We start from the raw sequence: 26,467 nt of genomic DNA on the forward strand, positions 1-26,467 counted from the left end.
ACAGCCCGCGGACGGCAGGCCCTGGGCCGGGCCCCGGCCTCGAGCACCGTGATGGGTCCAGGCCCGGTGTCAGCTCGCCAGCCAGACGCGCAGCGCCGGGCCCGGAACACAGCCCTGTCTGCTCGCCGCTTCGAGCGAGTCCCCGTGCTCGTAGCCGACGACGGGAATGCCCGGCCAGAACCTGGCGACGGTCCCGAGGCAGCCGGACCAGGCCCGCTCCAGGTCGGCGTCGTCGACGCTGAAGACGTTGGAGACGCCGATGACGGAGTCGCTACGGCTCACGACCGCCCCGGCGACCGTACGCGTTCCGCCGTCCGCCGTGCCGACGAGGACCGTGGTCGCACGGTCGGCGAGCAGTTCGGCGCGGAAGAGGCCGGCCAGGCTCTCGTCGCCGCCGGACCACGCCTCCTCCCACGCGGCCAGGCTGCCTGCCGTGCGGACCGGTCGCCAGGTGACGTCGTCCGGGGTGACGGGGGCCGCGAGGGTGGCCGGGCGATGGATCCAGCGGGCCTCGAAGAGCACATCGAAGCCGTCGGCCGACAGATCGAGGCGCCCGAAGCTGTCCTTGACGGAGCAGCCGGGCGCCGTGCGATCGATCCCGTCCAGTACCTCGCGGGCGGTGGCGTACGGTGACAGGGTCACGGCGTCCGGGTACAGCGGCGGGGTGCGCTGCTCGCTGGTCCAGGCCCGTTCGCCGAACACCCCCGGGATCCCGTGCGCGCGGCACATGGCGTCGCACCATTCGGCATTGTTCCGTGCAGACGCAGCGATCATGGGCCAATGATGCCCCACCCCCCGGCCGGAGTTGGACCACATCGACAGACCGGTCCCGTCCGGACAAGTGAGGATTCCGGCTGTCCGCGGCAGGTGCCCGCACCACGGCATTGCCCCTCGAAGAGGGACGCAGCGCGTCCGGATCGACGGGAGCAGTTCCCTTGATCACATCCGCGTGATGTGCTGAACCGTTCCGCCCACCGCAGCGTCGGATCAGGTGAGTCGGGGCACAACCAGCGGACCAGGGGGTCTCATCGATGCGGAAGCTGCGCAAGCCCAAGCGGCCGAAGCGGCCGGAGCTGCGGATACCGCCGACCGTGCGGAAGCTGCGTACGGTGCGGAAGCCGCGGACGGTGCGGAAGCCGCGGACGTTTTCGCTCCTGCCGCGCAGCCGGCGCGGGCAGCGGCGCGCCGTGCAGGCCGCGATGCTCGGGTGCGTGCTCGCCCTGGCACCGGCGACATGGATGCACGCGGTCGCCGACAGCCGTATCCGCACGGTCGCCGACGTGCCCGCGCGCGACGTCGCCGTCGTCTTCGGCGCCGGGCTGTGGAAGGGCCGCCCGACTCCGTACCTCGCGCACCGGCTCGACGCGGCCGCGGAGCTGTACCGGACCGGCAAGGTCAAGGTCGTGCTCGTGAGCGGGGACAACAGCCGGGTCGAGTACGACGAGCCGGACGCCATGCGCGCGTACCTCACCGAGCGGGGCGTCCCGGACGGCCGGATCGTCAGCGACTACGCGGGCTTCGACACCTGGGACTCGTGCGTCCGCGCCAAGAAGATCTTCGGGGTCGACCGGGCGGTGCTGGTGACGCAGGGCTTCCACATCAAGCGGGCGATCGCGCTGTGCGACGAGGCAGGCGTCGAGTCGTACGGTGTCGGGGTCGCCGAGCCGCACGACGCGACCTGGTACTACGGCGGGGCGCGGGAGATGTTCGCGGCGGGCAAGGCGGCGCTGGACGTCGCGTTCGAGCCGGACCCGCGGTTCCTGGGGCAGCAGGAGCAGGGCGTCACGGAGGCACTGGCCTCGGCCGCGACGTAACCCCCTCCACACCCTGGCCCCCTCCACACCCTGACCGCCGCCACGCCGGTGCAGACCGCCGCCGCGTCCTGGCCGGCTCCGCGAGCAGCGCCGCAAACAGCTCACCGTAGGGCCCGGGCCGGGCGGAGCGCCGCGTACCGGAGCCGTAATGCGACGCTCCCCCCGACGTAACACGGGCGACGCACGCTGAGTGCCATGTCCCACGCAACGGCCTCCGCCCCCACCCCCGCGCTCGTGCCCACGCACTGCCCCTACTGCTCGCTGCAGTGCGGCATGAACCTGCGTGGATCCGGGGCCACGGTCGAGGTCGTCGAGCGCGACGACTTCCCCGTGAACCGGGGCGCCCTGTGCGGCAAGGGACGTACGGCACCCGCGGTGCTCTCCTCCCAGGCACGGCTGACCGGGCCCCTGGTCCGACGCCCCGCCACAGGCAGGCTCGAACCGGCCACCTGGGAGGAGGCCCTCCGCGCGACCGCCGACGGGCTCCGGGGAACCCGTGCGGCGCACGGCGCGGACGCCGTCGGGGTGTTCGGCGGCGGCGGACTGACGAACGAGAAGGCCTACGCGCTCGGGAAGTTCGCCCGCGTCGTGCTCGGCACCTCGCAGATCGACTACAACGGCCGGTTCTGCATGTCGTCGGCGGCAGCCGCGCACAACAAGGCCTTCGGTCTCGACCGGGGTCTGCCGTTCCCGCTGGAGGACATTCCACGCACGGGGTGCGTCATCCTCGTCGGCTCCAATCTCGCCGAGACGATGCCACCGGCGCTGCGCTATCTCACGGAGCTGAAGGAGAACGGCGGCCGGCTGATCGTCGTCGACCCGCGCCGTACGAAGACGGCCGAGCAGGCCGATCTCCATCTCGCGCCGCGCCCCGGCACCGATCTCGCGCTCGCGCTGGGGCTGCTGCACCTGGTGGTGGCGCAGGGGCGTACGGACGAGGAGTTCATCCGGGCGCGCACGACGGGCTGGGAGGAGGCCAGGGCGGCCGCGATGGCCCACTGGCCGGAGCTCGTCGAGCGGATCACCGGCGTCGGGGTGCCCCAACTGCGCGCCGCGGTGGGCATGTTCTGCGACGTGCCGGCCGCGATGGTGCTCACGGCGCGCGGGCCCGAGCAGCAGTCGAAGGGGACGGACACGGTCGGCGCCTGGATCAACCTCGCCCTCGCGACGGGGAACGCGGGCAGGCCGCTCTCCGGTTACGGATGTCTCACCGGGCAGGGCAACGGGCAGGGCGGGCGCGAGCACGGCCAGAAGGCCGACCAGCTGCCCGGCTACCGCAGACTCGACGATCCCGCGGCGCGCGCGCATGTGGCGGGGGTGTGGGGCGTCGACCCCGACGCACTGCCAGGACCGGGGCGCAGCGCCTACGAACTCCTCGACGCGCTGGGCCGGGACGTGAAGGCCCTGCTGCTGATGGGGTCCAACCCGGTGGTGTCCGCGCCGCGCGCCGCGCACGTGGAGGAGCGGATCCGCGCGCTCGACTTCCTCGCCGTCGCGGACGTGGTGCTGTCGGAGACGGCGGCGCTGGCGGACGTGGTGTTCCCCGTGACCCAGTGGGCGGAGGAGACGGGGACCATGACGAATCTGGAGGGCCGTGTGCTGCTGCGGCGGCGCGCGATCACGCCCCCGGAGGAGGTACGGAGCGATCTGGAGGTCCTGCACGGGCTGGCCGGGCTGCTGGGGCACGAGAAGGGGTTCCCGACGGACCCGGAGGAGGTCTTCGGGGAACTGCGGCGGGCCTCGGCGGGCGGTGCTGCCGACTACGCGGGCATCAGCTACCGGCGGTTGGAGGAGGAGAACGGCGTCTTCTGGCCGTGCCCGGAGGCGGGCGGTTCCGCCGGGGAGCCGCATCCGGGGACCCCGCGGCTGTTCCAGGACCGGTTCGCGACGCCGGACGGGCGGGCGCGGTTCGTGGCCGTCGTCCACCGGGAGGCCGGGGAGGAGACCGACGCCGAGTTCCCCGTCGTGCTGACGACCGGGCGGGTCGTGGCCCAGTACCAGTCCGGGGCGCAGACCCGCCGGGTCGCCGAGCTGAACGCCGCCGCGCCGGGGCCGTTCGTCGAACTCCATCCGCAGCTCGCGGCGCGGGTGGGGGTGGCGGACGGCGAGCCGGTCGCGGTGGTGTCGCGGCGGGGGCGGGCGGTGGCGCCCGCGCGGGTGACGGACGGGATCCGGCCGGACACGGTGTTCATGCCGTTCCACTGGGCGGGCGACGGGCGGGCGAACACCCTGACCAATCCGGCGCTCGACCCGGTGTCGCGGATGCCGGAGTTCAAGGTGTGCGCGGTGCGCCTGGAGCGGGTGGAGCACCTGGAGCACGTGGATGGCGGCTGACGGCGTGCCCGTCCTCGATCACCGGGCGGCTCACGGTGACCGGGCCGCCGACCAGTCGCCGCCCGGGATCACCGTCCCGCGGGCCCGCAGCTCCGCTGCCATGGCTTCCGCGGCCACGTAGACCCAGGCCGCGACGGTCCCCCGTGCCGTGTGCACGTCCCGGGCGACCCGGACGTACAGGTTGCGCGGGTCGCCGGGACCGAAGTACTCCTCGAGGTGGTCCAGGACCGCTGTCAGCTCGCGGTGGTGTCCCGGCGCCGCGGTGACGAGCTCACCCGTGACCGTGCCCTCGCCCTCGCCATCGTCTTCGCCCTCGCTCCCCGCCGTGCTCTCCCCTTCGACGTCGACTCCGACTCCGTCTCCGACTTCGACTTCGACTTCGACGGCGTACGGATAGCCGGGACCGTCGTACAGCTGCGCGCCCCGCAGCGTGGCGGGCTCCTCGGCGGAGGTGCGGCCACGCAGGAAGAGGTCGTGGTTGTGCTCGCCCGCGCGCAGCGTGCCGTACACGAAGAACGGCAGCTCCCGCCCTGCGGGGTCGGTCACGGCTTCTCCGGTGCGGTCGTCCCGGCCTCGACCCACTCCAGGTACGCGGCACTGCCCCGCACGACCGGCGTGGCGATGATCTCCGGGGTGTCGTAGTCGTGGTGGGCGTGCAGATACGCCTCCAGCGCGTCGTAGCGGGCCTCCGTCGTCTTGAAGAGGACCTGCCACTCCTCGCTCGTCTCGATGGCGTTCCGCCAGTGGTAGACAGACGTGACGGGCGCGGAGATCTGCGCGCAGGCGGCCAGCCGCGCCTCCACCGCGCCCCGTGCCAGCTCCTCTGCCTTCGCGGCGCTGTCGGTGGTGGTCAAAACCGTCAGGGCCCGGGTCACCAGGGTCACGAGCACTCCTCACAGGGACTTTGCACAGGGACTTCACAGCGGATCTCACTGCAGATCTCGCAGGAACCACCGGTCCGGGGGATCCACATGGTCCCAACCTAGGCGACCGCCCCCGGCTCGGCCGCGGCCCGCCGGAACAGGGCCGTCCAGAGGAAGGCCTCGCCGAAGTGCGGGGACTGGGCCGGTTCGTCGTGCATGCGGCGCAGTTCGATCTCCGTCAGGTCGGAGAAGATCCAGCGCAGGGACTCCGACGTGTAGGCGAGTCCGCCGTGGAGGCGGGACTCGCGGTAGAAGTCGGAGTCGGGGAGCTCGGATCCCATACCGCCGGACGCGAAGCACGTGAGGGCGAAATGGCCGCCGGGCGCGAGGACCTGGTCGATGAGGGCGAGATAGCTGACGCGGCGGTGCGGCGGCAGATGGTGGAAGCAGCCGGAGTCGTAGATCAGGTCGTACGGGCCGCCGAGTTCGGTCGCGAAGGCGTCGCCGCAGTGGAAGCGGACGCCGCCGGCCCCCGCCTCGCGCGCACGGTCCTCGGCCCAGGCGATGGCCGCCGGCGAGAGGTCGACGGCGTCCACGTCGAAGCCGAGCGAGGCGAGGTGGAGGGCGTTGCGGCCCGGGCCGCAGCCCAGGTCGAGGGCGCGGCCCGGGGTGATCAGGCCGCGGTCGGCGTACGAGGCCAGGTTCTCGTCCGGCTTCGCCACGAAGAACGGCACCGGCTTGGCGCGGTCCGCGTAGAAGCCGTCCCACCAGGACGCCGCGCCGGCGGTCCAGCGGTCGGCCTCCGGCGCGAACAGGCCGTCCAGGAGCCGCAGTACGTCGTCCACCGTGCGTATGTTCCGGTCCACACAAGTCCCCTCTCCAGATGGGGAGATCGTAGGTCGACAGGACACGGAAGCCCAGCTCGGAGGGGGTGTCCGGGCCGGCACCTGCGGGCACCGGAAGGCACCTGAGGGCCTGGGCGGGAGCCGGTGGACACGGCCCCCGCGCATGGGGGTGCACGGCCTTCGGCACACCCTCCGAAGGCCGTCATGAGGGCATTCCCGGCTCCGCCGGGACAGGTTTCCGGGCGGTCCGCCGGGCCTGGAGCGCGCCCCGCTCCGTCCGTCAGCCCGTGTACGGGTGCCGGGCCTTGGCGTCCCGGAGCGCGGTGCCCCACCAGGCGAGCTGGTCGAGCATCGTCTTCGCGGCGGCGTCCGGGGCGGTCGGGTCCTTGTGGCGTCCGTCGGCGTCGAAGTGGGTGTGGGCGTGGTGGAAGGAGACGGTGTCGCGGACGGTGACGGCGTGCATCTCGGCGAAGACCTGCCGCAGTTGTTCGACGGCGCGCAGTCCGCCGGACATGCCGCCGTACGAGACGAAGCCGATCGGCTTGGCCTGCCACTCGGTGTAGTGCCAGTCGACGAGACTCTTGAGGGCTGCGGGGAAGGAGTGGTTGTACTCGGGTGTGACGACGATGAAGGCGTCGGCGTCGGCGAGCCGGGGCGTGACCTTCGCGAGCTCGGCCCTGACGCGCTCGCCGGGGCTGTACGACAGGGACGTGGGCAGATCGACGTCGGCGAGGTCGACCACCTCGACGGTGAAGTCCTCGCGGCCGGCGGCCCGGGACAGGAACCAGTCGGCGACGACGGATCCGAAACGGCCTTCGCGGTTGCTGGCGATGACGGCGGCCAGCCGGAGGGGTGTCGCCTTCGTGGGCAGCGACGTCTGCGTGGGCTGGGACGCGGTCTGCACGGATGTGGTGAGGTCCATGCCCCGAGGTTCGTACTTAAAGCATGGTTGAGGTCAAGCGCTACGCTGGGTCCATGACCCATCTCGCCTGGGACGCCAAGGAAGCCACCATCGGTGAGCTGGCGGAGCGCAGCGGCGTCGCCCCCTCCGCGCTGCGTTTCTACGAACGCGAGGGGCTGGTCAAGAGCCGCCGCACGACCGGCAACCAGCGTCGCTACGGCCGGGACACCCTGCGCCGCGTCGCGTTCATCCGCACCTCGCAGCGGCTCGGCATCCCGCTGGCCACGATCCGCGAGGTGCTCGCGTTGCTGCCGCAGGACCGCACGCCGACGCGGGAGGACTGGGCGCGGATCTCGGAGTGCTGGCGCGACGACCTGGATCTGCGGATCCGTACGCTCCAGCGGCTGAGGGACAACCTCACCGACTGCATCGGCTGCGGCTGCCTCTCCCTGGACCGGTGCGTCCTGTCCAACCCGGGCGACGAGCTGGCGTCGCACGGCCCGGGGCCGCGCCGCCTGATCGAGGACTGACCCGGTTCCCGGAACTCTGTGACGCCGGTCCGGTCAGCCGCGGATTCCTGCGGGACGAGATGTGACGGCACGCCGCACGCCGCGCGGGCGACACGCCGGGCAGGCCTGCCGGGGCCGGGTGCGGCCAGCCCCGGTGCGGCGGCCGTCACCCTTTCGGCGCGCCCGTCCGTACGGCGCAGCCAATGGCCCAGCGCGCCCCGCGTGACCTGCAACGACGCCCCGCGGCAAGGGCGACACGCGGTCGGGCAGGGGCGAATCTGATCGCCCATCAGCAGGCGTGGGCGGCGGACTGGCCGTTACCTCGGAGATGAAGAGGACGCCATCGCCCCCCGGAGGACGACATGCGCACCACTGCCCGCCCGCCGGCCGGCCTGTCCGGCCCCGTGCTGGCAGCCGCCGTCTGGTTCGGCGCGCTCGCCGCCGCCCCGTCGGCATACGCGGCGGGAGACTTCGAACCGTTGGAGATCACACCGTCGACCGTGGCCCCCGGCGGGACCGTGACCGTGAACAGCGCCGCTTGCGGCAAGGAGGGTCACGGCACGGGTGACGCACAGTCACTCGGCGCGGGCGAATTCAAGGCGGCGCCGGGGACGCACAAAGATGTCGTGGTCGGCCGGTTCAAGGTGCCGAAGGACACGAAGCCGGGCAACTACGGCATCGGTGTGCTGTGCGACAACGGCACCGAGGCCACCGGGGACCTGGTCGTCCGGTCCCACGGGGCGCGGCCGATCGGCCATGTGAAGACGGGTACCGGCGGCAGCGTCGGGCCCGACACCACCCAGATCGCGGCGGGGGTGGCCGTTCTGGCCGCAGCCGCCGCCGGCGGGACCTGGCGCCTGCGCCGTCGGGCGAGCGGCGCGCAGGGCAGCTGACGGGGCTCGGCCTCCACCGTCCTCGTTCCGTACCGCCGTCCCCGCCCCCGTCATGCGTCCGGCTGACGGGGGCGGGGAACCATCTCCCGGTCCTGATCCCGATCCGGGGTCGGGACCGGGATCGGTATCCGCACCGGGTCGGACTCGGGAATCCGGCATGCGACGTCCGAAGGGCTTCTGATGCAGGGCAGGAGCGCGGGTCGGGCCAGGGGCCGGGGCACCGGCTGGCTGATCGTCATCGCCGTGTGCATCGGCCTGTGGCTGGTCCAGAACGGCTCCAGGACGATCATCACCCCGCCCGTGCCGTCCGCCGCCCAGGCCTTCGCCGCCGGACAGCACACGGACGCGGCGGCCGACCCGCTGCCGCCGTCCGACCCGGTCCGCTTCCGCATCCCGCGCATACGGGTCGACGCCCCGGTCATGGGGCTCGGCCTCGCCCCCGACAGCAGCCTCGAGGTACCGCCGGCGGGGAGATCCCATGTGGCCGGCTGGTACGAGGAGGGCACGCCCCCGGGTTCGCGCGGCACCGCGATCGTGGCCGGGCACGTCGACAACGCGCGCGGCCCGGCGGTCTTCTACGGCCTGGGCACTCTGCAGAAGGGCCACCGGATCGAGGTCCTCCGCAAGGACGGCCGCACGGCGGTGTTCACGGTCGACGCCGTCGAGGTGTACGAGAACGAGGACTTCCCCGACGCCAGGGTCTACGGCCCCGCGGACCGCGCCGAACTCCGCGTGATCACGTGCGGCGGCGGCTTCGACAGCCGGTCCGGGTACCGGGGGAACGTGGTGGTGTACGCGCACCTCATCGGCGTACGCGAGCAGTCCCGGCCCCGGGACTAGTGCGGCTCCCGGGCGGCTGCGGCGGGCCCGCGCCTGGTCATCGCCTCGACGGCCCGTTCCAGCGGCGCCCGTCCCGGGCCTCGGGCTGCCGGGAGCGGATCTCGATCCTGTGTACGCCTCCACCAAGTTCTCCAAGTCGCCCAGGGCCGCGGACGGGTGGGAGCAGATGACGGTCACCGTCGCGGCCGGCCCGGGCGGTGCGGAACTCAGGGATTCCCCAACGCGTAGGCCGAGCACGAGCCGCTCGGGACCGCCCCGCAGCAGGCCGTCGCGTCGGCCCTCGGCCGCGCGGCCACAGGATCCGCAGGCACGCCCGCGTTCGCCGGCGGCCTCGGCGACAGTTGCCCCCGAACTGCCGGACCCGCGTGACGGCGCTGGTCAGTAAGGAGGGGTGATGGCCACGGACCTGGCCTTCCGCGGGCGGAAGTCTGCGATCCCGGCTGGTGTGCCAGCCATTTGGCCGTGGCCGGTTGCGGGTCCGATCGGGCTCACGTCGTATCGGGAGTGGATGCCGTGACGCGGCAGACGAATCCACACCCTGCCGGCCCGGCGGAAGGATGAGCATGCACATACCCGGATCCATGGCCGGCCGCGGCGGTTTCGCCGCGGCCGCTCTTGCTGCGGTGATCTGCACAACGCTGCCCCCCGGTCCGGGACGGGCGCCGGCCGACGGAGCGCCTCCCTCCGTTCCCGCCGCGCCGTTGGAGTGGAGCCCGTGTCCCGAAGCCGGCACGTTCGACTGCGCCGTCGCGAAGGTCCCGCTGGATCACCGCAATCCCGGGGGGCGCTCCATCGAGCTGGCGCTCACCAGGAAGAGAGCGACCGTACCGGGGTCGCGGATCGGCTCTCTCTTCATCAACCCCGGCGGCCCCGGCGTCGGTGGAACGGACACTGTGCAGCAGGCGTACGAGCTGATCCCCGCCGAGCTGCGCAAGCGTTTCGACATCGTCAGCTGGGACCCGCGCGGAGTGGGGCGGAGCACAGCGGTGCGGTGCTTCGACAGCACGGAGGAGGCCATCGAGTGGGCGACGCCCGTCCCCGCCGGTTTCCCGGTCGGCGAGGAGGAGAGAACCACCTACGTCGATGCGTACGCCGACCTCGGCAGGCGCTGCGAGAAGCGCGACCCCGAGCTGCTGCGGCACATCTCCACCGCCGACACCGCCCGCGACCTGGACCGGCTGCGCGAGGCGGTCGGCGATGAGCAGATGAACTTCCTCGGGATCTCCTACGGCTCGGTGCTGGGGGCCACGTACGCCAACCTGTTTCCGGACAAGGTTCGCGCCATGGTCCTGGACGGCAACATCGATCCCGATGCCTGGGTGAACGGCGGCTCGAAGAGCGAAGCGCTCCTGAGTACGTGGCTTCGCATCGGTTCCGACGTGGACGCCGCGGCGACCCTGCAGCAGTTCCTCGCCCTGTGCGGGCAGGCCACCACCGACCGCTGCGCCTTCTCCGCCGGCGACCCGGAGGCGACCCGCACCAAGTTCACCCGGCTCATGCAGCGTCTGCAGCAGGCCCCGCAGGACGAGTGGACCTACGGCGCCACCGTCTCGGCCGTGCACACCATGCTCTACACCGTCATCCCGCAGTGGACCGACCTGGCCACCGTCCTGCAGGACCTGTGGCAGCGCCGGACGCCGGAGGTGCCCACGTCGACGGAAGGACCTTCGGAGTATCTCGGCCCCGGACAGACCGACGCGATCCTGTGCTCGGAGAGCCCCAACCCGCCCGATGTGCCGCGCTATCCGTCGCTGGAGCAGTTCAGCTACGACCGTGCCGGGGACGTCGGACGCCTCTTGACCTGGGCCACCGAGGCCTGCGCGACATGGCCGGCCAGAGCGGCCCAGCCCTACACCGGCCCGTGGAACCGCGCCACGGCCAACCCCGTCCTCGTGGTGAACACCACGTACGACCCGATCACGCCCTACCAGCAGGCCGAGGCGATGACCCGCCGCCTGGCCGGTGCCCGTCTGCTCACGCTCAACGGCTACGGGCACGCCGCGTTCAGCAATTTCAGCATCTGTGTGGACGAGCACGAGAGCCGCTACTTCGTCGACGGGGTCCTGCCGCCGCCGGGAGCGACCTGCTTCCAGGACGAGGCACCGTTCTCCACGTCCAGTCCGCGTGGAGGCATCGGCAGCGGGGGCGGCGGGATAGCCCGCACCGGCGGTTCCCCCACGACCCGCCCGGCCTCCGGCCGCCAAGGGGGAACCGACGGAATGCGGTTCGTGGAGTGACCCCTACCCGGACCACTGGTCGAACGCGAGCTTCGCGACCAGGGAGAAGACGACCACGAGCAGCACCCGGCGGACGAACTCCGATCCCTGCTTCAGGGCCATCCGCGCGCCGACCATGCCGCCGGCAAGGTTGAACACCGCCATCAGCGCGGCCAGCTGCCACAGCACGCTGCCCTGGTAGGCGAACATCACGAGCGCCCCGGCATTCGTGCAGACGTTGACGATCTTGGCGGTGGCCGAGGCCGTGACCAGGTCCAGGTGGAGCACCGCCGTGAGCGCGAGCACCAGGAACGTGCCCGTGCCGGGGCCGAACAGCCCGTCGTAGAAGCCGATCCCGCCGCCGACGAGGACGATCGCCGTGACGACCCGGGCGCGGGTGACCGGCCCCCGGTCCTGGGCGGCGCCGAAGGACGGGCGCAGCATCACGAACGCCGCGACACCCAGCAGCACCACCATGATCACGGGGCGGAGCACCTCGCTGCTGATGCCCGCCGCGAAGAAGGCGCCGCCCATGGACCCGGCGAGGGCGGCGAGCCCGATCCGTACGGCCGTGCTCACCTGGACCGGGGCCTTGCGGACGTACGTCACCGCCGCGCCGGTCGTGCCGACGATGGCGACCGCCTTGTTGGTGCCGAGGATGTGCGCGGCCGGCACCTGCGGCATCCCGAGCAGCAGGGCGGGCAGGAGCAGCAGCCCTCCGCCGCCCACCACCGCATCGATCCAGCCGGCCGCCGCGGCGGCGATGCACAGGACGACGAGGGTGGTCAGCGATATGTCGGGCATGCCCGCGACCCTACGGATCAGATGCGTGCGCCGTCCATCGTTCCCCGGAGAGTTGAGCTACGTCTGAGGTTCCGCCTACGGACACCCGGTCGGGCGCGGGCGCATGAACGTCCGGCCCCTCCGGCGCACCTCCACGACGCGCAGGCCGTGGCGCAACGCCTGCCGTACGGGGACGACGGCCCGGTACCAGAGCAGCAGCACGGCGACGGTGGTGTGCAGCATCGCCCACACCCACACCGCGAGAACGCTGCCCGCGATGTCGGGCCCGGCCGGCTGGTGCGCGTAGGCGAGGGCCGCGCCGAGACGGGTGAGCAGGTGCAGGGCCCGCCAGGTCTCGTGCCGGACCCGGCGGCGTACGGCCCGGGCCGAGGCGCCCCCGACGGCGATGAGCAGCACGGTGCCGGCGGTGGCGCCGACGCAGAACCGCCGGAGAAGGAAAAAGGGCTGGTCAACGGCGTACGAGCGATCCTTGGGGCGGCCTTGGGGAAGGCCTGATCACGGGTTGGGCCGGGCGGACGGGTGCACCCCTCACACATGGGCCCGCCGCGTGCTGAGGGCAGTGTTCCGCACGGGAAACAACCGGGATGCCATCAGGTAACACCCACGCCACAGGCTGCGTACATGGATTCGAGGATCGTGGTGATCGGCGCCGGGATGGCGGGCACACGGCTGGCACGCCGACTGGCCCAGACCCCGGCGTGCGACGTCACGCTGCTCGGCGACGAGCCGCACGCCCCGTACAACCGGGTGCTGCTCGCCGAGGTCCTCGCCGGGCGGTACGCGCCCGAGGTGATCGCCCTGCCGCCCGTGAGCGGCGGGGGTGAGGTGCGGCGCGGGGTGCGGGCCGCCTCGATCGACCGGGTGCAGCGGGTGGTGCACTGTGCGGACGGCACGTCGGCGGCATACGACCGGCTGGTGCTGGCCACCGGTTCGAACCCGGTGCTGCCGCCTCTGCGCGGCGTCGGCGGGCGGCTCCCGGACGGCGTCCACCCGTTCCGCACCCTCGACGACTGTCTGGCCCTCGCGGCAGAGGCCCGCCCCGGCACCCGCGCCGTGGTCGTCGGCGGCGGCCTGCTCGGGGTCTCGGCGGCCCGGGCCCTGGCGGAGCGCGGCGCGGACGTGGTGCTGGCCCACCAGGGCACTGCCCTGATGGACCGTCACCTCGACCCGGCGGCGGGCGCACTGGTGCGGCGCCATCTGGAGGACCTGGGCGTGGAGGTCCACACGGAGTGCCGCGCCCGAGGGCTGCAGAGCGACGGGACGCGCGTCCGCGGCGTGGAACTGGCCGACGGGTTCGTCCTCGATGCGGAGTGCGTGGTCCTCGCGTGCGGGGTCCGCCCGCGCACGGGGCTCGCCGCCGACGCGGGCCTGGAGGTCCGCCAGGGGATCGTCGTCGACGACCTGCTGCGCACGTCGGACCCGCACATCCACGCCATCGGCGACTGCGCCGAACACGCGGGCACGGTGTACGGCCTGGCCACCGCTGCGATGGAACAGGCGGACGCGCTCGCGGGCCTCCTGGCCTCCGAACTCGCGTCCGGCACCGCGCGGGCCCCCCGCTACACCGGCACCCGCGCCCTCACCCGCCTCACCCTCTCCGGCGCCGGCAGCTTCGACGTCGCCGCGTTCGGGGACCCGTCGCCGCGGCCCGGCGACGACGTCGTGCAACTGGCCGACGCCACCCGGGGCGCTTACCGCAAGGTCGTCGTCCGCGGGGATCGCCTCGTCGGCGGCGTACTGCTCGGGGACCTCGCCAGTGTCGGCGAGCTCGCCCGGGCCTGGGAGGGCGACGACCCCCTTCCGGACGCACCGCTGCTCCACCTGCTCACCACCGATGGAGGACTCTGAGATGACCACCCCCACGATCGTGCTCGTCGGCCACGGGATGGTCGGCCAGCACTTCCTGGAGGCCCTCGCCGAGCGGGGTGTCACGCAGCGCGCGCGGATCGTCGTGCTGTGCGAGGAGCCGCGGCCGGCGTACGACCGGGTCCAGCTCACCTCGTACTTCACCGGCCGGACCCCTGACGAACTGTCCCTCGTCGAGGACGGTTTCATGGCGCGGCACGGCATCGAGCTCCGTCTCGACGACCCGGCCGAGCACATCGACCGCGCCGCCCGCACGGTCACCTCGCGCGCCGGGCGGACGTTCACGTACGACACGCTCGTGCTCGCCACCGGCTCGTACCCGTTCGTGCCGCCCGTGCCCGGCCGGGACGCCGAGGGCTGCTTCGTGTACCGGACCATCGAGGACCTCCTCGCGATCGAGGAGTACGCGAAGACCTCCCGCACCGGTGCCGTCGTCGGCGGAGGGCTGCTCGGGCTGGAGGCGGCGGGCGCGCTCAAGGGTCTCGGCCTGGACACGCACATCGTGGAGTTCGCGCCCCGGCTGATGCCGGTGCAGGTCGACGACGGCGGCGGCGCCGCGCTGCTGCGCACCATCGAGGGCATGGGCCTGACCGTGCACACTGGCGTCGGCACCCAGGAGATCGTCACCACCGACTCCGTCGTCACCGGCATGAGTCTCTCCGACGGCTCGTCCCTCGCCACCGACCTGGTCGTCTTCTCGGCCGGTGTACGCCCCCGCGACCAGCTCGCCCGTGACATGGGCCTCGCGGTCGGCGAGCGCGGCGGCATCGTCGTCGACGAGCGGTGCCGCACGTCGGACCCGGACGTGTACGCGATCGGCGAGTGCGCGCTCGCGGCGGACGGCCGGGTGTACGGGCTGGTCGCGCCCGGGTACGAGATGGCGAAGACGGCCGCGGACGCCATCGTGGGCGAGGAGTCCCGGTTCACGGGCGCCGACCTGTCCACCAAGCTCAAGCTCCTCGGCGTGGACGTGGCGTCGTTCGGCGACGCGCACGGCACGGCCGACGGCTGCCTGGACGTCGTCTACTCCGACTCGCGTTCCGGGATCTACAAGAAGCTGGTCGTCAGCCCGGAGGGAACCCTGCTCGGCGGTGTCCTGGTCGGCGACGCCGACACCTACGGGATGCTCCGCCCGCTCACCGGCTCCGTGCCGCCGGTCCCGCCCGAGCAGCTCGTGCTGCCCGCCGGCGCCGGCGCGCCCGTCGCGCTCGGCCCGTCCGCGCTCCCCGACGAGGCGGTCATCTGCTCCTGCCACAACGTCACCAAGGGCGCGATCTGCGAGCACACCTCCCTCCCGGAGGTGAAGAAGTGCACCAAGGCCGGCACAGGCTGCGGCAGTTGTCTCAAGGTCATCGGCCAGCTGCTGCCGCAGTCCGCGGACAAGGGCCTGTGCGGCTGCTTCCCGTACACCCGCAGCGAGCTGTACGAGATCGTCCGCACCCTGCGCCTGACCTCGTACGCCGCCGTGCTCGACTCCCACGGCCGCGAGGAGGCGCGCGGCGGCGACGGCTGCGAGATCTGCAAGCCCACCGTCGCCTCGATCCTCGCCTCCCTCGGAGGCGGCTACATCCTCGAGGGCGAGCAGGCCGCCCTGCAGGACACCAACGACCACTTCCTCGCGAACCTGCAGCGCAACGGCTCGTACTCGATCGTGCCGCGCATCCCCGGGGGTGAGATCACCCCCGACAAGCTGATCGTGATCGGCGAGGTGGCACGGGACTTCGGCCTCTACACGAAGATCACGGGCGGCCAACGGATCGACATGTTCGGGGCCCGCGTGGACCAGCTCCCGGCGATCTGGACGCGTCTCGTCGACGCGGGCTTCGAGTCGGGGCACGCGTACGGGAAGGCGCTGCGGACGGTCAAGTCCTGTGTGGGGCAGACCTGGTGCCGCTACGGCGTCCAGGACAGCGTCCGCATGGCCATCGACCTGGAGCTGCGCTACCGGGGCCTGCGCGCCCCGCACAAGCTGAAGTCGGCGGTCTCGGGCTGCGCCCGCGAGTGCGCGGAGGCGCAGTCGAAGGACTTCGGCGTCATCGCCACCGCGAGCGGCTGGAACCTGTACGTCGGCGGCAACGGCGGCGCCGCACCGCGCCATGCGGACCTGCTCGCCCAGGACCTGTCCGACGCCGAACTCGTCCGCCTCATCGACCGCTTCCTGATGTTCTACATCCGCACCGCGGACCGGCTGGAGCGCACCTCGGTGTGGCTGGAGCGCCTGGAGGGCGGACTCGATCATCTGCGGGACGTCGTCGTGCACGACTCGCTCGGGCTGTGCGACGAGCTGGAGGCACTGATGGCCGAGCACGTGGCCGGCTACCGCGACGAGTGGGCCGAGACGCTGGACGACCCGGACCGGCTGCGCCGTTTCGTGTCGTTCGTGAACGCGCCCGACGCGCCGGACCCGTCCGTGAAGTTCGTCCCCGAGCGGGACCAGATCAAGCCGGACCTCACCGTTCTGACCCTGGAAGGGACCTTGACGCGATGACGATCCAACTCGAGCTGGACGGCGGCTGGTTCACGGTCTGCGAGATCTCCCGGCTGACCCCGGGCCGCGGGATGGCCGCGCTGCTCCCCGACGGCCGGCAGGTCGCCGTCTTCCTGGACCGCGCGGGCCAGGCGTACGCGATCGACAACCGCGACCCGTTCACCGGCGCCCAGGTCCTCTCCCGGGGTCTGGTGGGCTCCGCATCGGGCCGGGTCTTCGTCGCGTCGCCGCTGCTCAAGCAGCGCTTCGACCTGGTGACGGGCGGGTGCCTGGACGACGACTCGGTGTCGGTGCGGGCCTATCCGGTCCGCTGTACGGTGCCGGCGCCCGTGTAGGACGCCCGCGTAAATGGCGTGCGGTACCTCCACGGCCTTGGCTACCGTCCGCGTCCATGACGCCTCCCCGCACACGCCCTCCCTTCACGGCCGACGAGCGGACGCAGCTCGTCGGCTGGCTGGACATGCAGCGCGCGATCATCCACTGGAAGTGCGAAGGGCTGTCCGAGGAGGACGCCCACCGTTCCGTGCTTCGGGACTCACCTCTGATGACGATGGCGGGCGTCGTCTCCCATCTGCGCTGGGTCGAACACGCCTGGTTCGAGGTCCTCTTCCTCGGCCGCCCGGCCGGCGCGAGCCCGCAGTTCGTCGATGAGCCCGAGGACGCCGACATGATGGTCGAGGGCGTCCCCCTGGCGCAGCTCCTGCACGAGTACGAGCGGCAGTGCGCGGTCTCGAACGAGATCATCGCGGACCATTCGCTGGACGACGTGGGCAAGCACCCGGACTTCACGTCCGCTGCCGCGTCGTTGCGCTGGATGCTGATCCACATGATCGAGGAGACTGCCCGGCACGCCGGACACGTGGACACGATCCGGGAGCTGCTCGACGGCGAGAAGGGCTACTACTGACGGAGGTGGCGCCGCACGCGGATCCCCGCGTGCGGCGACCTTCCGCCCGGTCGGCGCGACGCTCCGTCGGTGCGTCGGGCGGCGTGTGTCAGAACTCCTGCACGAAGTAGGGCGAGACGCTCATCCAGCCGTTGCCCGAGGCTCCGTCGAGGCGGCCGCTGCTGCCCTGGGCCAGGGTGTACCAGGATTCCACGTAGTCCGGGTCGTCGGTCCACCAGGATTCCGGCAGGGCGTCGAGCACGGCGTTCACCAGGGGGATGTAGGTGCCCTGGTCGGCGATGGTGAGCAGGGCGGCGGTGAGAGCCTGGGCGAGCGCCTTGTAGTTGGTGTCGCCGTCGTCCTCCATCATGACGATGTCGGCGAGGTTGTACTTGTAGGTGGACCAGTTGACCACGATCTGGTTCGGGTGGTACGTGGTGCCGTCGGTGTTGAGGTAGGGCATGTCGACGGTGTCGACGCGGACCTTGCCGTCCAGGCCGAACCCGGTCACCAGCGAGAAGACCTCCGCGTCGCCCTTGACCCAGGGCTCCTTGTCGTCCGACAGCCGGACGGAGTCGACCTTGGTGGCCCACCAGCCGGCCGAGGCCTGCTGCGCCCCGAGCCGCGGAGCGCTCGGGTTCTGCTGCCGGAACGCCTCTCGCAGGACCTCCAGGCCCGCCGAGACGGCCTTCGACTCGTCGATGTCCACGACGTAGACGGGCCGGCCGGGAGCCCGGCGGGCGTCGAGCGTGTGGGCGCGGCCGCGGGCGTCGTAGGCGGTGACGGTCGCGTCGTCGTCGTCGGAGGACGCGGCGACCACCAGGGGCTCCGCCCCTCTGGACAGCGCCTCACGCATGGAGTCGGCGCCCAGCCGGACCCGCAGCAGGGAACCGGCCGTCCCGTCCAGGCCCTTGGCCTGCGCGATGCGCCGGTCGGCGTCGCGGAGCCTGGAGCCGAGCGCCTTGCCGGTGAGGGTGCCGGTCCGTGCCGCGAGTGCTGCCGGGTCCACCTCGTCGAAGGAGAGGGCGGCGGTACGTATCCGTGACCGCAGAACCGGGTCGGTGAGCGAGGTGGCGATGGAGCGCGCCGCCTCGTTCTCGATACGGCTGACCGTGGAGTGGGTGGGGGCGCCGCCCGGCGCCGGCGCGGCCGACGCCGGGGCCGCGCCCTGGACGCCGGTGAAGGTGACCGCGGAGAGAACGAGCGCGACGAGGGATCTGTGTCCCAGGCTTCTCTTGCTCAAGAGAACCTCCTGATGGTGCCGGCCATGACGGAGCGCCCGGATGACGCGCTCCGGTGGCCGCGCATGCTGGGTTGGCCGGTACAGCATGGCGCCACCGGGGTCTATGCGGGTAGACCGCCGGGGATGAAATCCCGGTGCAGATGGGGCGTCAGATGAGTTTCGGCCGTGGGGACTTGACGGATTCAGGCATCGATACGGGCCGCGAGCTCGGCCGGGCGGCTGAGGGCGAGGAGGTGGCCGCCCGGCATCTCCTCGATCGGGAGGCCGAGTCGTTCGCGCACGACACGCCGCTGGAAGTCGGCCGGGAAGAAGCGGTCGTCGCGGCCCTGGAGGAAGCGGGTGGGGGCGTCGGGCCACCGCTTCAGGGGCCAGGGCTGGGTGAACAGGGCGGCGGGCGGGCGGGATTCGCCCGCCGCGAGCGCCTCCTCGGTGAGCTCGGGCGGCACGTCGTGGAAGAAGTCCGCCCGCACGTCGAACGGGGAGTCCGCGTCGCGGCCCGTGCGGGTCAGGTACTCCGCCCGGGCCTCGGCGTGTCCGGTGGCGGCCCACCACTCCCCCGCCGACTCGCCGGGCGCCGGGACCATGGCGTTGACCAGCACGAGCCGATCCACCGGCACGCGTCCGGGCACCAGCGGCGCGGTGAAGCCGGCCAAGGACTGGGCCACCAGCACGATTCCGGACCCGCCGCCCGTCGCGGCCGTACGCTCCCCGATCGCCCGGACCACGGCGTCGGCATGCTCGGCCGGCCCTGCCGACTCCTCCGCCGGGAGGTCGACGGCGACCGCCTCATGGCCCCGGGCCCGCAGCTCGGGGATGACGCGGTGCCAGTACCAGGCCCGGCCGTCGGCACCGGGAATCAGCACGAAGAGCGACACGGTCACCGCCCCGGGGTCGCGCCGGGCAGGCGCTCGACGAAGTCGAGCACACCCACCCAGGTGGGCCGCAGCGCGATGCGCGCCATCCGTACGCCCGGACGGTCGGCCTCGGCGACGTTGCGCGCTCCCTGCTCGGGGCCGTAGTAGCGGCGCTGCGCGAGGGCGTACTCCGGCACGATCCCGTCCACCTCGGTGACCTCCACCGGCCCGCGCAGGAGCAGGGCCTCGGGGGGCGGCCCGGGGGTGTCGATGGTGACGGCGGCGACGGGACGGGCCCGGAGGGAGGCGAGCTTGCGGGCGCCGGAGAAGCTCGCGAACACCAGCTCCTCGCCGGTCCAGTGGAACATCATCGGCATGACGCGAGGCGTCCCGTCCCGCGCCACGTAGGCGAAGCGGGCCGGCTCGGTGGATGCGAGCAGGTGCCGGGCCATGTCGGTCCGGAGCAGTCGTACGTCCCCCTGCGGCAGGTCCGCCGGATTCGCGCCCGTCATGGCAGCCTCCTCGCCTCCCGGACTCTTCCAATGTAGGAGTCACCGCGGACACTGGAGTGCGGGACGAGCGGCTGACGGCCGCGGTGACGGCGATGGTGCGGCGCGGCGCCTCCGGGCCGGTCCCGGGCGTCGCCCCCGACGCGCCGGGCGGCGCCCGTGCACGCGCCGCACGCCGGGCCGCGACCTGCTGCGGGAGCGGTACGGCGAGCAGGTCCGAGCGCAGGAACCGGCGGACGCGGCGGGGCTGAGCAGGTTCGCGCTGTACCGGGCGTTCCGCGCCGAGTACGGGATGGCGCCGAGCGACCACCAGCGGCTGCTGCGGCTGCTGCTGCTGCTGCGGGGCCGGGAACTGCCGGCGGGCGGGGTCGCGGCGGTGGCGGCGGTGGGGTCCGGGTTCGCGGACCAGCCGCACCTCCACCGATGGTTCGTGCGGTACTACGGCGTCACGCCGGGGGCGTTTCAGCGCGCCGCGCTCAGCGGCTCCTGAGCGCAGGCACCCGTGCAGGCGAAGGGCGACGCCCGACCATACGCAGGCGTACGGTCGGGCGTAGGCTGGCCCGACAGGTCCACCGCTCAGTACCGACTCAGCACCGACGACTGCCGACGAGTACCGGAGGAGCACCGCATGCCGACGACGACCTCGAGGACGCCCGGCTGGACGGCCCGCGACATCCCCGACCAGAGCGGACGCACCGCCGTGGTCACCGGGGCCAACAGCGGGATCGGCCTCGTCACGGCCCGCGAACTGGCCCGGCGCGGCGCGCGGGTGCTCCTCGCGTGCCGCAGCGAGGCCCGCGGCAAGGACGCCGAGGCCCTCGTCAAGGAGCAGGTCCCGGACGCGGACGCGGAGTTCCGGCCGCTGGACCTCGCCGACCTCGCCTCCGTACGGCGGTTCGCCGAGTCGTACGAGCAGGACACGCTGGACCTGCTCGTCAACAACGCGGGTGTGATGGCGCTGCCGTACGGCACCACCGCCGACGGCTTCGAGACCCAGTTCGGGGTCAACCACCTGGGGCACTTCGCGCTCACGGGACTGCTGCTGCCCAAGCTGCTGAACACGCCGGGCGCCCGCGTCGTGAGCGTGTCCAGCGGGATGCACGTGATCGCCAACGTCGACATGCGCGACCTCAACAGCGAGCGCCGCTATCGCCGTTGGGTGGCCTACGGGCGCTCCAAGACGGCGAACCTGCTGTTCGTGCACGAGCTGGCGCGGCGGCTCGAGGCCGCGGGCTCGGACGTCGTCGCGGCGGCCGCGCACCCCGGCTTCGCGGCGACCAACCTCCAGACCGCGGGAGCGAGGATGGAGGGCCGGCGGACGGCCGAGCGGATCGCCGAGCTCGGCAACCGGCTCTTCGCCCAGTCCGCCGAGATGGGCGCGCTGCCGACGCTGTACGCGGCGACCGCTCCCGGTGGGCGCCCCGACTCGTTCACAGGGCCGCGCTTCCAGGGCTGGCGGGGCACGCCCGCACCGTCCTGGCGGGCCGCGTGGACGCTCAACGACAGGGCCGGTGAGCAGCTCTGGGCGGCGTCCGAGCAGCTCACCGGCGTGACGTACTACGGCCTCAAGGGCTGATGCCCCCGCCGGTACCGCCTACTGGCCCCCTCGACGGCCTTCGGGTCCATCCAGGTGATCTCCCAGATGTGGTGGTCCGGGTCCTGGAAGGAGCGGAGGTACATGAAGCCGTAGTCCTGGGGATCGTTGGCCGGCGACCCGCCGGCCACCAGGGCCGCGTCGGCCAGCTCGTCGACCTTCTCCCGGCTCTCGGCGCCGAGCGCGAGGATCACCTCGGTGGTGGCGGAGGCGTCGGCGATGTCCTTCTCGGTGAACTCCTTGAAGTGGGGCTCGCTGTGGAGCATGGCGAAAATGGTGTCGCTGAACACCAGGCAGGCCGCGTTCTCGTCGGTGAACTGCGGATTGAAGGAGTAGCCGAGCCTGCTCCAGAAGGTCTTCGACTTCTCGAGGTCCTTCACCGGCAGGTTCACGAAGATCATCTGGGCCATCTCGGTTCTCTTCTCTCGTCTCTCGGCGTCGCACGCTGTGGTGGCGGTTGTCGTGGGGTAGACCGGCGCCCCGCAGGGAACTCATCGCTCCCGGGAGAAGGACCTCCGGGGCGGCGGGGTACCGTCGGTTCATGAGCAGCGCGGGCAAGAAGATCACCGAGAAGCTGTCGGGTGCGGCACTGAGCGAGGCGACCGGCCGCGACTGGGACGCCTGGTTCGCCCTGCTCGACGCCTGGGGCGCCACCGCCCAGGGCCACACCGCGATCGCCCGCCACCTCGTCGACACCCACGGCGTGCCCGGCTGGTACGCCCAGTCGATCACCGTCGGCTACGAGCAGGAGCGCGGGATGCGCGCGGTCGGCCAGTCCTGCGACGGCGACTGGCAGGCATCGGGCAGCAAGACGGTCGACGCAGCGGCCGCCCTCGTCACCGACTGGTTCACCGACGACACCCTGCGCGCCCGCTGGCTCCCCGACGGCGAATTCGCCCTCCGCACCCACCGCCCGGGCAAGTCCGTGACCGCGGACTGGGACGGCGGCACCAGCCGGATCTCGGTCCATCTGACCGTGAAGGGCGAGCAGAAGACCCAGATCGGCCTCGGCCACACCAAGCTGCCGGACGCGGACGCGGTGGCGGCGTACAAGGCGTTCTGGAAGGAGCGCCTGGCGGAGCTCAAGAAGCAGCTGGAGAGCTGACCGGGCCCCTCCCCCACCGCGGCTGTGTGCTCCAGCGGGACAGCACGCCGCGCGTGTCGTCGTACGTCAGCCACGTCCCGTCCCCCAGCGGACGGACGAGGCTGTCGACCGGCTCCGGGTACCCGATCCGCCCGCGTATCCCCAGGCTGTGGGCGTCGAGCAGCCAGTGGCGCGCCAGGTCGGGGTCCTCGTCGTACTCCGTCGTGGTCGCGACGACCGTGTCCGCGTCCACGAATCCGCAGGCGTAGTCCCAGCACGGGCGATCCTCGTCCTCGTCCGGCTCCTCACCCTCCGCCGGTTCCTCCCGACCGACGGGAGGCAGGACGTCCGAGCGGCCCGTGGCGAGCACCTCGCCCCCCAGCGTGTGGAGCCTGATGTCGTCCCCGTAGTGCTCCATGGACAGGAAGCCGCCGTGTCCGGGGTGGACGTCGACGAGGATGCGGTCGAGGGTCTCGTTCAGGTCCCACGTGGTCAGCGAACTGCCGTCCCACCGCCCCCAGTGGAGCAGAATCCCGTCCTGGCCCATGCCGATCCCGAGGCCCATGTGCACGCCGTCGGGGTGCGACAGATGGTTCGAGCCCGACGTCACGCTGTCCAGCGCCACGCACGCGAGTTCCCTCCCGTCCGTGGCGTCCAGGACGACCCACCGCTCCTCGTACTCCTCGTCGTCCTCTCCCGGCACATGGGCCCAGACCAGGCGGCCGTCGTCCGAGACACGGCAGGAGCCGGACTCGACGCCCGAGCAGACCTCCGCGTCGTCACCGGTGTGCGGGTGGCCCACCCTCTGGTCCCAGCAACCGTGCCCGTACACCCACAGCGTCTTTCCGTCCGCGCCCACGGCCCGCACCGACCGCTGTCCCGAGAACACCGCGAACGACCCGTCCGGGCTCACCGAATGCACCCCGCCGTCCCATCCCGGCCAGGGCAGCGGGAAGGAGCCGACGGGCTCCGGGTCCCCCGTCCACAGCCGGTCCAGATCATGGACGACGAGCGTGTCCCGGGTCTGGAGCAGTACCCTGCGCCCACCGTCCGCGCGGGCTTCCAGGGCGAAGCCCTCAACCAGCGCACTCGCGCCCGGCAGGGACACCGCGGCAAGCAGGTGGGCCGGAACCGACGTGTTGATCGACATGCGCACAAGTTAGCGCCCGACCCCGACAACGCCCGCGGCCCCGGCCCGGTCCGCTTCCCTGGCCCACCGGACGTTTCCGCTTCATCGCGTGTTGAAGCCGTGTCAATTCCGTACTCCTAGGGTCCGTTGGCGCGCGACCCCGCCCGCCGACCGGCGTCGCGGGACCGTCACGATCCACCATGGAGTGAGTGACAGTGGAACGACGCAGTTTCCTGCGCGGAGCCGTCATCGGTACGTCCGCCGCCGCCTTCGGCGGCACGCTGTGGCAGGGCGCCGCATCCGCGGCTCCCGCCCAGCCCGGGCCCGGCCCGTACGGAGCGCTCGGGGCGGCCGACGCGAACGGCATCCAGCTGCCGGCGGGGTTCACCAGCCGGGTGATCGCCCGGTCCGGGCAGCGGGTCGGCTCCACCTCGTACACCTGGCACAGCGCCCCCGACGGCGGCGCCTGCTTCGCCGACGGGACCGGCTGGATCTACGTCTCCAACTCGGAGATCAACCCGAGCGGCGGCGCGGGCGCGGTCAGGTTCGGTTCGACGGGCGCGATCACCGGTGCGTACCGGATCCTGTCGGGCACCCGCACCAACTGCGCGGGCGGCAGGACGCCGTGGAACACGTGGCTGTCCTGCGAGGAGGTCAGCCTCGGCTACGTCTACGAGACCGACCCGTGGGGCGTGAATGCGGCCGTGCGCCGGGACGCCATGGGGCGCTTCAAGCACGAGGCGGCGGCCGCCGACCCGGTCCGCAAGGTGGTCTACCTCACCGAGGACGAGACGAACGGCTGCCTGTACCGCTTCATCCCGGCCACCTGGGGCGACCTCTCCTCCGGCACTCTTCAGGTGCTGGTCGCCGGAACCGCCACCTCCGGCAGCTTCAGCTGGGCGAACGTCCCCGACCCCGACGGCTCGCCGACCGCGACCCGCAGCCAGGTGTCCGGCTCGAAGAAGTTCAACGGCGGCGAGGGCTGCCACTACGCCAACGACACCGTGTGGTTCACCACCAAGGGCGACAACCGCCTCTGGCAGCTCAACCTGGCCGCCGGCACCTACGAGCTCGCCTACGACGACTCGCTGGTGTCGGGCGGCTCGGCCCCGCTGACCGGTGTCGACAACGTCACCGGCTCATCCGGCGGCGACCTGTTCGTCGCCGAGGACGGCGGCAACATGGAGATCTGCCTCATCACCCCTGACGACACCATCGCGCCGTTCCTGCGGATCAACGGCCAGTCCGGCTCCGAGATCACCGGACCGGCCTTCTCGCCGGACGGGAAGCGGCTCTACTTCTCCAGCCAGCGCGGCACGAGCGGCAGTTCGTCGGGCGGCGTCACCTACGAGGTGACGGGCCCGTTCCGCGCGTAGGCACCACCGGAGCGCACCACCGGCTCCCGCTGGGTGCCGCCCCTGAGCAGGGCGGTACCCAGCGGGGTCATCGTGTGCAGCACGGCGTTGCCGTTCCGCAGGGTGACCACCAGTCCGGCCTCGCGCAGGACGCAGGCGTGCTGGCTGGCCGAGGCCAGCGAGACCCCTGCCCTGCGGGCGAGTTCGCTCGTCGTACAGCCGTTGCCGATCGACCGCAGGACGGCCGAGCGGGTGTGGCCGACGAGCCGCCCGAGCGAGACCCGCTCGCGCTCGGCGTCGGTGGCCGACGAGGCGCCGGTGTGCGTGACGGGATAGACGAGCACCGGCGGCAGCGCCGGGTCCCGCCGCACGACCGGCGTGCCGCGGCAGAAGTACGACGGCTGCAGCAGCAGCCCGCGCCCCTCCAGATGGATGTCCCGGTCGACGGGGTAGTCCGCCTCCAGGACCGGGGCACGCCAGCGCAGCATCGCCGGCAGCGAGTCGAGGAGTTCGTCCGCGCCGCCGTCGAGCAGCGCCCGGCCCCGGGCGGCCCGGTCGGCCTCCACCGCGGCCTGGATCTGGGGCCAGTACGGCTCCACGGCGGCCCGGTGGTAGCTGCGCAGGGCGCCGACGAGCCGGGCCATCGGCTCGGCCGCGCCCCCGTCGAGCCCGGTGAGCCTGGCCGGCAGCCCGGGCTGCGGGCGGTCGGCGGCGAGCAGCGCGAGCTCGGCGCGCAGCCGCCGCACCGGCGTCGAGCGGACCGCGTCGAGGCCCTCGTCGAGGCCGTCCAGCCCCTCGGGCGGGGTCAGAAAGTCGGGGAAATAGCCGCGCTGCGGCACGAGCGCGGCCAGCACACGTGTTTCACCATTCAACCGGGCCCGGGTTTCCGTGCGCCATTCCCCGTAGACCGTGGCACCGCGCCGGTCCCGTAAACGGTGAAAACTGAGAATGGTCTCCCACAAAACGTCCGGCCTTGCCGCCATCCGTACCCTCGCAAGGTCCTCGCCGGTGAAATGGATACGCAGCACGGAACCCCCACTGTTGCATCCGCAATCGTCCCGGCCCCTGAGTATGCACGCAATCACAGGCCGTCACCACGGAGTTTCGGCCACACTTGAAACGCAGTGCGGAAGACCACAGCGAACCGAAAAGCTGTACGACGTCGGGCACGAAACCTTCGGGTACCGAGGGGCGAGGTAAAGACCGTGGGGGGCTTTCCACGCCCGGCGGCGGTCGGCGGAGGTTGCGGCTCCGTGTCCGGCATCGGGAATGGGGCGCGGCCGGCGGATGGGGATCCGCCGTCCGCGCCCCGCCCGTTCTTTGCTCAACGAATGGCGGAAATCCACCTTCCGGCAAAGCCCGCTACTGGTCCGCCGTTCAACAGCGGCAGGAAACCGCCACGACCGTTGCGAAACCACCCCGGGTGGCTGTGCGGAGCTG

At 72.4% G+C, this 26,467-nt stretch carries 27 protein-coding genes; 14 read left to right on the forward strand and 13 right to left on the reverse strand.

All coding sequences use genetic code 11. The features are described from left to right. Positions 1 to 69: 69 nt before the first annotated feature. Positions 70 to 774, reverse strand: coding sequence for a hypothetical protein (locus ABT078_RS26560; protein ID WP_351231893.1), 705 nt, complete (start codon positions 772 to 774; stop codon positions 70 to 72). Between the two features lie 425 nt (positions 775 to 1,199). On the opposite strand from ABT078_RS26560, the gene ABT078_RS26565 reads away from it, so the two are divergent. Further along, positions 1,200 to 1,814, forward strand: a complete 615-nt coding sequence (locus ABT078_RS26565; RefSeq protein WP_502981336.1) for a SanA/YdcF family protein — start codon at positions 1,200 to 1,202, stop codon at positions 1,812 to 1,814. Positions 1,815 to 2,009: 195 nt separating this feature from the next. Next, a complete protein-coding gene (locus tag ABT078_RS26570; protein ID WP_351231897.1) occupies positions 2,010 to 4,148 on the forward strand; it encodes a molybdopterin oxidoreductase family protein in 2,139 nt (712 codons plus the stop codon). A gap of 30 nt (positions 4,149 to 4,178) precedes the next feature. Here ABT078_RS26570 and ABT078_RS26575 read toward each other — a convergent pair whose 3' ends face one another. From ABT078_RS26575 to ABT078_RS26590, 4 genes are all read right to left on the reverse strand, one after another. Continuing rightward, a complete protein-coding gene (locus ABT078_RS26575; RefSeq protein WP_351231899.1) occupies positions 4,179 to 4,694 on the reverse strand; it encodes a gamma-glutamylcyclotransferase family protein in 516 nt (171 codons plus the stop codon). Continuing rightward, positions 4,691 to 5,026 carry a divalent-cation tolerance protein CutA gene (gene cutA, locus ABT078_RS26580; protein WP_351231979.1) on the reverse strand — a complete coding sequence of 112 codons (336 nt, stop codon included), beginning with the start codon at positions 5,024 to 5,026 and terminating at the stop codon, positions 4,691 to 4,693. The genes ABT078_RS26575 and cutA overlap by 4 nt, the downstream gene beginning before the upstream one ends. A 104-nt stretch (positions 5,027 to 5,130) precedes the next feature. Further along, on the reverse strand, positions 5,131 to 5,877 hold the full coding sequence (locus ABT078_RS26585) for a class I SAM-dependent methyltransferase (protein ID WP_351231901.1): 747 nt from the start codon (positions 5,875 to 5,877) through the stop codon (positions 5,131 to 5,133). Positions 5,878 to 6,136: 259 nt separating this feature from the next. Beyond that, a complete protein-coding gene (locus tag ABT078_RS26590; RefSeq protein ID WP_351231903.1) occupies positions 6,137 to 6,778 on the reverse strand; it encodes an NADPH-dependent FMN reductase in 642 nt (213 codons plus the stop codon). A gap of 53 nt (positions 6,779 to 6,831) precedes the next feature. Between ABT078_RS26590 and soxR the strand changes: the two genes are divergently transcribed. From soxR to ABT078_RS26610, 4 genes are all read left to right on the forward strand, one after another. Beyond that, on the forward strand, positions 6,832 to 7,287 hold the full coding sequence (soxR, locus tag ABT078_RS26595; RefSeq protein ID WP_351231905.1) for a redox-sensitive transcriptional activator SoxR: 456 nt from the start codon (positions 6,832 to 6,834) through the stop codon (positions 7,285 to 7,287). Between the two features lie 341 nt (positions 7,288 to 7,628). After that, entirely contained in the window at positions 7,629 to 8,159 is a 531-nt protein-coding gene (locus ABT078_RS26600; RefSeq protein WP_351231907.1) for a GVDTG sorting domain-containing protein, read from the forward strand. 180 nt (positions 8,160 to 8,339) lie between these two features. Further along, the gene (locus ABT078_RS26605; RefSeq protein WP_351231909.1) at positions 8,340 to 8,999 is read left to right on the forward strand and encodes a class F sortase; all 660 of its coding nucleotides are present in this window, start codon (positions 8,340 to 8,342) and stop codon (positions 8,997 to 8,999) included. Positions 9,000 to 9,562: 563 nt separating this feature from the next. Beyond that, positions 9,563 to 11,236, forward strand: a complete 1,674-nt coding sequence (locus ABT078_RS26610) for an alpha/beta hydrolase (RefSeq protein WP_351231911.1) — start codon at positions 9,563 to 9,565, stop codon at positions 11,234 to 11,236. 3 nt (positions 11,237 to 11,239) lie between these two features. Here ABT078_RS26610 and ABT078_RS26615 read toward each other — a convergent pair whose 3' ends face one another. After that, entirely contained in the window at positions 11,240 to 12,019 is a 780-nt protein-coding gene (locus ABT078_RS26615; RefSeq protein WP_351231913.1) for a sulfite exporter TauE/SafE family protein, read from the reverse strand. A gap of 75 nt (positions 12,020 to 12,094) precedes the next feature. Beyond that, positions 12,095 to 12,415, reverse strand: coding sequence for a hypothetical protein (locus tag ABT078_RS26620; RefSeq protein WP_351231915.1), 321 nt, complete (start codon positions 12,413 to 12,415; stop codon positions 12,095 to 12,097). Positions 12,416 to 12,640: 225 nt separating this feature from the next. On the opposite strand from ABT078_RS26620, the gene ABT078_RS26625 reads away from it, so the two are divergent. The 4 genes from ABT078_RS26625 to ABT078_RS26640 are packed head-to-tail and all read left to right on the forward strand — an operon-like array spanning position 12,641 to position 17,280. Then, complete coding sequence (locus ABT078_RS26625; RefSeq protein WP_351231917.1) at positions 12,641 to 13,867, forward strand: NAD(P)/FAD-dependent oxidoreductase; 1,227 nt, start codon at positions 12,641 to 12,643, stop codon at positions 13,865 to 13,867. A gap of 1 nt (position 13,868) precedes the next feature. Next, a complete protein-coding gene (gene nirB, locus ABT078_RS26630) occupies positions 13,869 to 16,373 on the forward strand; it encodes a nitrite reductase large subunit NirB (RefSeq protein WP_351231919.1) in 2,505 nt (834 codons plus the stop codon). Further along, entirely contained in the window at positions 16,370 to 16,708 is a 339-nt protein-coding gene (gene nirD / locus ABT078_RS26635) for a nitrite reductase small subunit NirD (protein WP_351231921.1), read from the forward strand. The genes nirB and nirD overlap by 4 nt, the downstream gene beginning before the upstream one ends. A gap of 56 nt (positions 16,709 to 16,764) precedes the next feature. Beyond that, positions 16,765 to 17,280, forward strand: coding sequence for a DinB family protein (locus ABT078_RS26640; RefSeq protein ID WP_351231923.1), 516 nt, complete (start codon positions 16,765 to 16,767; stop codon positions 17,278 to 17,280). Positions 17,281 to 17,368: 88 nt separating this feature from the next. Here the strand turns inward: ABT078_RS26640 and ABT078_RS26645 are convergent, their stop codons facing one another. The 3 genes from ABT078_RS26645 to ABT078_RS26655 all read right to left on the reverse strand — a co-directional run bounded on the left by ABT078_RS26645 (position 17,369) and on the right by ABT078_RS26655 (position 19,868). Further along, entirely contained in the window at positions 17,369 to 18,502 is a 1,134-nt protein-coding gene (locus tag ABT078_RS26645; protein WP_351231925.1) for a DUF3103 family protein, read from the reverse strand. A 182-nt stretch (positions 18,503 to 18,684) separates the two neighbouring features. Beyond that, complete coding sequence (locus ABT078_RS26650) at positions 18,685 to 19,383, reverse strand: alpha/beta fold hydrolase (protein WP_351231927.1); 699 nt, start codon at positions 19,381 to 19,383, stop codon at positions 18,685 to 18,687. Continuing rightward, entirely contained in the window at positions 19,380 to 19,868 is a 489-nt protein-coding gene (locus tag ABT078_RS26655; RefSeq protein WP_351231929.1) for a pyridoxamine 5'-phosphate oxidase family protein, read from the reverse strand. The genes ABT078_RS26650 and ABT078_RS26655 overlap by 4 nt, the downstream gene beginning before the upstream one ends. A 289-nt stretch (positions 19,869 to 20,157) precedes the next feature. Here ABT078_RS26655 and ABT078_RS42830 point away from each other — a divergent pair, with 289 nt between their 5' ends. Continuing rightward, positions 20,158 to 20,355 carry a hypothetical protein gene (locus ABT078_RS42830; protein WP_502981335.1) on the forward strand — a complete coding sequence of 66 codons (198 nt, stop codon included), beginning with the start codon at positions 20,158 to 20,160 and terminating at the stop codon, positions 20,353 to 20,355. A 138-nt stretch (positions 20,356 to 20,493) separates the two neighbouring features. Next, complete coding sequence (locus ABT078_RS26665) at positions 20,494 to 21,441, forward strand: oxidoreductase (RefSeq protein ID WP_351231931.1); 948 nt, start codon at positions 20,494 to 20,496, stop codon at positions 21,439 to 21,441. Here ABT078_RS26665 and ABT078_RS26670 read toward each other — a convergent pair. Next, on the reverse strand, positions 21,423 to 21,869 hold the full coding sequence (locus ABT078_RS26670; protein ID WP_351231933.1) for a VOC family protein: 447 nt from the start codon (positions 21,867 to 21,869) through the stop codon (positions 21,423 to 21,425). The two genes, ABT078_RS26665 and ABT078_RS26670, sit on opposite strands and share 19 nt — an antisense overlap. Positions 21,870 to 22,000: 131 nt before the next feature. Between ABT078_RS26670 and ABT078_RS26675 the strand changes: the two genes are divergently transcribed. Further along, on the forward strand, positions 22,001 to 22,564 hold the full coding sequence (locus ABT078_RS26675; RefSeq protein WP_351231935.1) for a hypothetical protein: 564 nt from the start codon (positions 22,001 to 22,003) through the stop codon (positions 22,562 to 22,564). On the opposite strand, the gene ABT078_RS26680 is transcribed toward ABT078_RS26675, so the two are convergent. Next, complete coding sequence (locus ABT078_RS26680; RefSeq protein ID WP_351231937.1) at positions 22,542 to 23,693, reverse strand: hypothetical protein; 1,152 nt, start codon at positions 23,691 to 23,693, stop codon at positions 22,542 to 22,544. The genes ABT078_RS26675 and ABT078_RS26680 overlap by 23 nt on opposite strands. A 194-nt stretch (positions 23,694 to 23,887) precedes the next feature. Between ABT078_RS26680 and ABT078_RS26685 the strand changes: the two genes are divergently transcribed. Then, entirely contained in the window at positions 23,888 to 25,048 is a 1,161-nt protein-coding gene (locus ABT078_RS26685) for a PhoX family protein (protein ID WP_351231981.1), read from the forward strand. Here ABT078_RS26685 and ABT078_RS26690 read toward each other — a convergent pair. Then, positions 25,018 to 26,055, reverse strand: a complete 1,038-nt coding sequence (locus tag ABT078_RS26690) for an ArsR/SmtB family transcription factor (protein WP_351231939.1) — start codon at positions 26,053 to 26,055, stop codon at positions 25,018 to 25,020. The genes ABT078_RS26685 and ABT078_RS26690 overlap by 31 nt on opposite strands. Positions 26,056 to 26,467 lie beyond the last annotated feature (412 nt).

It is taken from the genome of Streptomyces sp. NPDC002133, from assembly GCF_040296405.1.
In the GTDB taxonomy this organism is placed as follows: domain Bacteria; phylum Actinomycetota; class Actinomycetes; order Streptomycetales; family Streptomycetaceae; genus Streptomyces.